The sequence below is a fragment of the Sphingopyxis sp. genome (genome assembly GCF_035565275.1).
In the GTDB taxonomy this organism is placed as follows: domain Bacteria; phylum Pseudomonadota; class Alphaproteobacteria; order Sphingomonadales; family Sphingomonadaceae; genus Sphingopyxis.
The window spans coordinates 1-7504 of sequence record NZ_DATMST010000117.1 but is presented as its reverse complement, the minus strand read 5'-3'; the positions used below and the strand labels follow the sequence as shown (position 1 = coordinate 7504).

The 7504-nt window shown below is 65.3% G+C and carries 9 protein-coding genes; 6 read left to right on the top strand and 3 right to left on the bottom strand.

Annotated elements, in window-relative coordinates:
• Window positions 1–320: 320 nt before the first annotated feature.
• The gene (locus VN047_RS07945; protein WP_325541581.1) at window positions 321–1460 is read left to right on the top strand and encodes a site-specific DNA-methyltransferase; all 1140 of its coding nucleotides are present in this window, start codon (window positions 321–323) and stop codon (window positions 1458–1460) included.
• Window positions 1461–1561: 101 nt separating this feature from the next.
• Window positions 1562–2692: a dihydropteroate synthase gene (gene folP / locus VN047_RS07940; RefSeq protein ID WP_325541580.1), complete on the top strand. Its 1131-nt coding sequence runs from the start codon at window positions 1562–1564 to the stop codon at window positions 2690–2692.
• Here folP and VN047_RS07935 read toward each other — a convergent pair.
• The 3 genes from VN047_RS07935 to VN047_RS07925 form a co-directional block, all read right to left on the bottom strand.
• Window positions 2689–3027 (bottom strand): metalloregulator ArsR/SmtB family transcription factor, encoded by a 339-nt coding sequence (locus VN047_RS07935; protein ID WP_325541579.1) that lies wholly within the window; start codon window positions 3025–3027, stop codon window positions 2689–2691. The genes folP and VN047_RS07935 overlap by 4 nt on opposite strands.
• The gene (locus VN047_RS07930) at window positions 3024–3677 is read right to left on the bottom strand and encodes an SRPBCC family protein (RefSeq protein WP_325541578.1); all 654 of its coding nucleotides are present in this window, start codon (window positions 3675–3677) and stop codon (window positions 3024–3026) included. Before VN047_RS07930 ends, VN047_RS07935 begins: the two co-directional genes overlap by 4 nt.
• Window positions 3678–3907: 230 nt before the next feature.
• Complete coding sequence (locus VN047_RS07925; protein WP_325541577.1) at window positions 3908–5341, bottom strand: sigma-54 dependent transcriptional regulator; 1434 nt, start codon at window positions 5339–5341, stop codon at window positions 3908–3910.
• A 238-nt stretch (window positions 5342–5579) separates the two neighbouring features.
• Between VN047_RS07925 and VN047_RS07920 the strand changes: the two genes are divergently transcribed.
• The 4 genes from VN047_RS07920 to VN047_RS07905 form a co-directional block, all read left to right on the top strand.
• Window positions 5580–5702 (top strand): aa3-type cytochrome c oxidase subunit IV, encoded by a 123-nt coding sequence (locus tag VN047_RS07920; RefSeq protein ID WP_325541576.1) that lies wholly within the window; start codon window positions 5580–5582, stop codon window positions 5700–5702.
• 10 nt (window positions 5703–5712) lie between these two features.
• Window positions 5713–6834: an NAD(P) transhydrogenase subunit alpha gene (locus VN047_RS07915; protein ID WP_325541575.1), complete on the top strand. Its 1122-nt coding sequence runs from the start codon at window positions 5713–5715 to the stop codon at window positions 6832–6834.
• A 14-nt stretch (window positions 6835–6848) separates the two neighbouring features.
• On the top strand, window positions 6849–7214 hold the full coding sequence (locus VN047_RS07910) for a PH domain-containing protein (protein ID WP_325541574.1): 366 nt from the start codon (window positions 6849–6851) through the stop codon (window positions 7212–7214).
• Between the two features lie 110 nt (window positions 7215–7324).
• A partial coding sequence (locus tag VN047_RS07905; protein WP_325541573.1) for a hypothetical protein occupies window positions 7325–7504 on the top strand: 180 nt, incomplete at its 3' end.

Below are 7504 nucleotides of genomic sequence, written 5' to 3'. Positions count from 1 at the left end.
GTCGGGGCGTTCGGGCCCGGCGCGCGCGACGCGCGCGGCGCGCGATCCGAAGCTGGCGCGCGAACTGTGGCAGCGCTCGATCGACCTGACCGGGGTCGATCCGGGCCTCTGACGAAATTTTTTTCGCTTGTGAGTCCTCATCGCCACACCACCAGTGGTTGAGTCTCGGCGTCGCGGCTGACTCCATATGGTGTGCCAGACTCGTTTCGTTCTCGTCGCGTTAACCAATTGGAGAGGCGGAATCCCTAGAGTCCGGCGCTTGACGGCGGACTCCGCCTGACTCATCAGGGCCTTCTTTCAGTCGAAGACAGGGGCGAAACATGGGTGTGATGGAACGGGTCAAGGCCCCGGCGACGAAGCAGCGGACGGCGAAAGTCGCGCCGGCCGACCTGCCGCTCGACAGCATCCTTCAGGGTGATTGCGTCGAAATGATGCGCAGCCTGCCCGCGGCGTCGGTCGACATGATCTTCGCCGATCCGCCGTACAATCTCCAGCTCGGCGGCGACCTGCTGCGCCCCGACGGCAGCCAGGTCGATGCGGTCGACGACGACTGGGACAAGTTCGACAGCCTTGCGACCTATGATCGCTTCACGCATGCTTGGCTGAAGGAAGCGAAGCGCATCCTGAAGCCGAACGGCAGCATCTGGGTGATCGGCAGCTATCACAATATTTTCCGCGTCGGCACCGCGTTGCAGGACAATGACTATTGGATCCTCAACGATATCGTGTGGCGCAAGGCCAACCCGATGCCCAATTTCAAGGGCACGCGCTTCACCAATGCGCACGAGACGCTGATCTGGGCATCGATGGGCGAAAAGGCGCGCTACACCTTCAACTATCGCGCGATGAAGACGCTGAACGACGAACTCCAGATGCGGTCGGACTGGCTGATCCCGATCTGCGGCGGGCAGGAGCGGCTGAAGAAGGGCGGAACGAAGGTTCACCCGACGCAGAAGCCCGAAGCCTTGCTCTATCGTATCCTGCTCGCCTGTTCGAACCCCGGCGACGTGATCCTCGATCCCTTTTTCGGCACCGGCACGACCGGCGCGGTCGCGAAACGTCTCGGTCGCCATTTCATCGGCATCGAGCGCGAGGATGATTATATCGAAGCCGCGCTGGAACGCATCGAGCTGGCGCTGCCGCTCGACGAAAGCGCGGTAAAGACGATGATGGCGCCGAAGGCGGCGACGCGCGTCGCGTTCGGCACGCTTGTCGAATGCGGCATGATCGCGCCGGGGACGGTACTGACCGATACGAAGCGCCGCTGGAAAGCCAGGGTGCGCGTCGACGGAAGCCTCGAATGCGAGGGCCAGCCGGCCGGGTCGATCCACAAGGTCGGCGCGGGCGTGCAGGGTGCGCCGAGCTGTAATGGCTGGACCTTCTGGCACGTCGACACCGGCAAGGAACTGCGCGTGATCGACGCGGTGCGGCAGGACTGGTTGCTGGCGAACGAGGCATAGGATATCCGGCGTCGCCTCTGCGAAGGCGGAGGCCGTTGGCAACTTTGCGCCACGCCGATAGCGGCCCCCGCCTTCGCGGGGGCGACGGAGTGAGAACGGGCATGTTTCAACCTTTGACCAAGCCCGACCTCGGCGCCGCATCGGCGATTGCGCAGATTTATTGCCGACCCGCCTGCTTCGTCGACCGGCCGCACGAGCTGGACGACGACTGCCTGCGGATCGCCGATACGATGGTCTGGTTCGCCGCGTGGCATATGAGTTTGCGTGACGGCCCGGCGGTCAGATCGGCGGTCGTTCCTGTGGCCGAATGGGGAGGCTGGATCGCCGCAATGCCCGAGGGGCTGGCGCGATCCGCTACCGCGCAGCGTGCCGGCGTCGTGCGGCCACGCGGCACCCTTCAGCTCGGCGAGCGGACGGTCCAGCTGAACGAGCCGCAGTTGATGGGCATATTGAACGTCACGCCCGACAGCTTTTCGGATGGCGGCAAGCATGTCGACATCGCCGCGGCGGTCGACGCGGGGTTCGCGATGGGCTCGGCGGGCGCGGCGATCGTCGACGTTGGCGGTGAATCGACGCGGCCAGGTGCGCCGCTCGTCTGGGAAGGCGACGAGATCTCGCGGATCGAGAGCGTCGTCGCGGGGCTGGCGAAGGGCGGCGTCGCGGTTTCGATCGACACGCGCAAGGCGGCGGTGATGGAGGCGGCGCTTGCCGCCGGCGCGACGGTCATCAACGATATTTCGGCGCTGCGCTACGACGACCGGGCGATGGAGGTCGTCGCGGGCGCCGGCTGTCCGGTGGTATTGATGCACGCCCCGTCGGCAAAGAGCGATCCGCATGAGGGCGGTTCATACGCCCACGTCGTTTTCGACGTTTACGATATGCTTGCCGGACGCATCGCTGCGTGCGAGGCGGCGGGAATCGACCGGTCGCGCCTCATCGTCGATCCCGGGCTCGGCTTCGGCAAGGGGGTCGTCGACAATCTGGCGCTGATCAATGGTCTCGCGCTGTTCCATACGCTCGGCTGCCCGATCCTGTTCGGCGCAAGCCGCAAGCGGATGATCGGCGCGCTCGATAACGAAGCGGCGGCCGATCAGCGGCTGGGCGGCACGGTGGCGCTCCACTATCAGGCGGCAGCGCAGGGTGCGCAATTGCTGCGCGTCCACGACATTGCCGAGAACCGGCAGGCGCTGCGCGTCTGGCGCGGGCTGCGCGACGCGGCGCTGACCGCCTAATTCCCCTCGCGCCGCGCCTTCTTTCCGCGGGCGACTTCGGTTGCGAGCGCCTCGAAGCGCGGTTCCCATGTCCGGCGAAAGCGCTGAACCCACGCATCGACCTCGTCGAAGCGCTCGGGCGCGACTGCATAGAGCCGCCGCCTCCCGTCGGCGCGCGACGTTGCAAAGCCGCTGTCGCGCAGCACGCGCAGATGCTGCGACACCGCGGGCTGCGAAATGCCGAACTCGGCGGCGATGACCTCGACGATGTCGCCCGACGCACGCTGGCCGTCGGCGAGCAGTTCGAGGATGCGGCGGCGAACCGGGTCGCCGAGGATATCGAAAGCGTGACTCATTCGGGAGCGGCGGCGCCGGTATAGAAAGCGGTGGTGCTGGCGCCCGCGCGTTTCGCAGCCTCCTCAGCGGTCCCGTACGCGATCGAAGCCGCGGTCCACGCGTCGCTGCTCCAGGTCGCGAACGCCTTGCCTTCGTCGCCGAGCGCCCATGTCTCCTCGGCAAAGCGCTCGTTGCTTTCGCCGGTTTCGATATGCCAGCCAAGGCCCATCAGCGACAGATCCCAGCCGACGCCGACGGCGCCCGGGCCGAACCGGTCCCAGAACTCCTCGGACTTGTCGTCGAGCGGCGCGATATGGCGGAGTGTGAGGCGCGTGACATCGCTGCCGGCTTCGGCCAGTTCGACCTCGACCCAGCTCATCCCGCCGCCAAACTCCCAGGTCAGCGCGAAGCTGCGCGGGGGTGTGCACGCGGTGACCGTACCGCCGGCATTGCCCTTGATCTGGTAGCGGCCGCCAAGTTCGAGATCACCGCTGACCGGTGCGAACCAGCGCGGGATGCGGTCCTTTTCGGTGATCGCGTTCCAGAGGTCGTCGATGCCGGTCGGATAATCGCGCGACGCGACGACGGCGCGCGCCGGCTGTCCCTCGTGCGTGACATCCTCGACCGTGCGGACGACCATGGCGGCCTGGGCAATGGTATCGAACGGCATGATGATTCTCCCGATTGGTTCGGGGGCATTATATAAGCTATAACTTATATATCAATATCGCGTCTCGCAATCCGGACGCGGCGCGCCTAAACGGCTGACGAAAACAGGGAGAGATAGCATGGCGGTCTGGCTTGCGGTCATCATCGGCGTGATCGTCGCAATCGCCATTCCGCTGATTGGCCTATGGTACGCGCGTTCGGAAAAGCCCGGGGACTAGACATCCAATCCGCTCAGGCGGCGGTGTCGATCCCGAGGTCGCTCAATTTCCGGTAGAGCGTCGAGCGACCGATGCCGAGGCGACGGGCGACTTCGCTCATGCGGCCGCGATAGTGGCCGATCGCGAGGCGGATCACGTCGGCCTCGATTTCGTCGAGCGGGCGCAGATTGCCGTCGGGCAGATAGAGCGTGACCCCGATCGCCTCGCCATTGATCGCGACTTCGCCTTCGCCGTGGGCGCTGCCCCCGGCGAGCGTCGCTTCGATCGCCCGGAAATCGGCGCTGGTCAGCACGTCGGTCTTGCTGTCGACCGCGGCGCGGAACAGCACATCCTGCAACTGGCGGACATTGCCCGGCCAGGCATAGGCGGCGAGCAGGCGCAGCGCGTCGTCGGTGACCCCGATCGGACCCATGCCGGGCAGACCGCCGATGCGTGCCAGCAGGTGGCGCGCGAGCGGGCCGACATCGCCGCGGCGCTCGCTCAGCGAGGGCAGGGTAAATTGCGCACTGGACAGCGCGTAGAAAAGATCTTCGCGAAAATGACCCGCCTCGATCAGCTTGTCGAGCGGGCTGGTGCTCGTCGCGATAATGCGGACGTCAACGCTCTGGCGGATCGAGCCGCCGATCATCTGGACTTCGCCGGTGTTCAGGAATTCGACGAGCTTCGCCTGCGTTTCGAGCGGGATGCATTCGACATGATCGATGATGATGCTGCCGCCGTCGGCCTGGACGAGGCGGCCGACCTGACGGTCGAACGCGCCGGCAAAGGCGCCGCGTTCATGGCCGAAGAGGCCCGAGCCGATCAGCCCCGGCGACACCGCCGAACAATCGACCATGACGAGTTGGCCGCGCGCGCGGGGGCTGGCGCTGTGGATCGCGCGGGCAAAGACTTCCTTGCCGGTCCCGGGCTTGCCGTTGATCATCACCGGGACGCGCGCGCGCGCGGCCTTGGCCGCGATCGCGAGGGCGCTGCGGAAATTGGGGCTGGACCCGATGATTTCCTCGAACGCGAGCGGCGCGCGCAGCTTTTCGGTGAGCGGGCGGAGTTCGCCCTGCGGGCCGCCGGTCGATACGACGCGGTCGAGCGCCTCGAGCAGACGGTCGGGCGCGATCGGTTTCTGGACGAAGTCGCTCGCGCCGGCGCGCATCGCGCCGACCGCGACCTCGACGCCGTTGCGCATCGTGATGACAACGAGCGGCAGCGCAGGGCGCCAGCGACGGAGTTCGGTAACGAATTCGGGGATGGAAACGCCGGGAGCGCCCTGATCGACAAGCACCGCGTCGAGCGCCATGCCTTCCTGTGTGCCGAGCTTGGCGAGCGCGGTGTCGGTATCGGCCGCGATGACGCTGCGCCAGCCGCCGCGCGACACCAATGCCGCCAGAAAGCGCTGCTGCGCAGGCTCGCTGTCGACGATCATCACCATTCGCGTGTCGCGCGTGCTTACCATCGTTCCGAATCTGCCCCCTGAGCCGATAAATATATGATTTTTTTCCGCTTAAGTCGCATGTTTAACCGATAGGGGTAAAAGGGCGATTAAGGCCAATCGTCTTTTGCCGCTGCCGCGCGGTGGTCAAACCCGCACTTGAGCATCGCAGAACGCGTGGCTAAGACCGGCGCGATAACCGATTCTGGGGCGCGGCGCTGTGCGTTCTGTCACATGAAACGGCAATTATAGGGGAAAAGCGATGGCACAGCAGGAAATGAAGGCAGCCGAAGAGACCTATGCGGGTTTCATCAGCCTGTTCAAAGTCGGGTCGATCATCACTGCGATCGTCACTATCGGCGTCGTCCTCCTGATCGCGTCCTGATCCGGCCGGCATGCGCATCGCTGTCCTGAAGGAGCTCGCCGCCGGCGAGACCCGCGTCGCCGCGACCCCCGAAACCGTGAAGAAATTCATCGGATTGGGAGCCGAAGTTGCCGTTGAAGCGGGAGCGGGCGAGCACGCCTCGATCGCCGATGCCGATTATAGCGCTGCGGGCGCCGGCGTCGGCAGCCGCGCCGAGACATTGAAGGGCGCGAACATCATCCTCGCGATCCAGGGGCCCGATCCGAAAGGTCTTTCGGGCTTTGCCGATGGCGCGTGGCTTGCCGCCGGGCTCAACCCGTTCGGCGAGCGTTCGCGCGTCGACGATTATGCGAAGCTCGGTATCGAAGCGCTGGCGATGGAATTCATGCCGCGCATCACGCGCGCGCAGTCGATGGACATATTGTCGAGCCAGGCGAACCTTGCGGGCTACAAGGCGGTGCTGATGGCCGCCAATGCCTATGGCCGCGCCTTTCCGATGATGATGACCGCCGCGGGCACCGTCAGCGCCGCCAAGGCCTTTATCATGGGTGTCGGCGTCGCCGGGCTGCAGGCGATCGCGACCGCGCGCCGGCTCGGCGCACAGGTCAGCGCGACCGACGTGCGCGCGGCGACCAAGGAACAGATTCTCAGCCTCGGCGCCAAGCCGATCTTCGTCGAGACGGTCGCGGGGATCGAGGGCGAGGGTGCGGGCGGCTATGCCACCGAAATGTCCGACGAGTACAAGGCGGCACAGGCCGAGCTCGTCTCGTCGCATATCGCCAAGCAGGATATCGTGATCACCACCGCGCTGATCCCCGGGCGCCCCGCGCCGCGGCTGATCAGCGACGCGCAGCTCGCCACGATGCGCAGCGGCAGCGTGATCGTCGACATGGCGGCCGAAAGCGGCGGCAATGTCGAGGGGTCGGTTTCGGGCGAAGCGAAGAAAATCCATGGCGTGACCGTGATCGGTGCCAGGAATATCGCCGCGCTGATGCCCGCCGACACCAGCGCGCTGTTCAGCCGCAACCTGTTCAACTTCCTCTCGGCCTTCTGGGACAAGGAAGCGGGGAGGCCGGTGCTCGACGAGGAAATCGGCAATGCGGTGCGCCTGACGCAGGGCGGTAATGTCGTCAACGAGCGCTTGCTCGGTTAAACGAGGGCGCGGCGATGGGTCTGTTCAGCGCCGGAAATATCGATGTCACAGGCGCACAGGCCGAATTTCAGGCCTGGCTGATCGACGACGAGCGCGTGCTCGCGGCTTTCCGGACGATTCGCGACACCGTGCTGCTGACCAACCTGCGCTTCATCTTCGTCGACGTGCAGGGACTGACGGGATCGAAGAAGGATTTCCAGAGCATCCCGTGGCGATCGGTCACGCGTTTCTCGTTCGAAACCGCGGGGACGTTCGACCTCGACGCTGACATGAAAGTCTGGGTTTCGGGGGCAGCGACGCCGCTCGAAGTCAAGATTTCGCGCAAGAGCGATCCGCAGAAAATCCATCAACTGATGGCGCGGTTGATCGTCGGCCGCTGATCCTTTCGCGCAAAAATGGCCAATTTCGGCCTTTTCATGAAACTTTCCCAGGGTAGTATACGTTCAGGGTTTCCTTGAACCCTGAATTTTCAACAACCGGAGAATGATTGATGTTGCGTGCGAAGCTTTTCGCTACTCCCCTGATTGCCCTGACCGCAGTGGCCCTTTCGCCTGTTTTCGCGCAGGAAACGCCGGCTCCGGCCGACACCGCCGCTCCCGCTGAAGCCGAAGCCGCTGCCGATGCGGCCGCGCCTGCCGAAGCGGCCGCCGACGTCGCAGCTCCTGCGGCG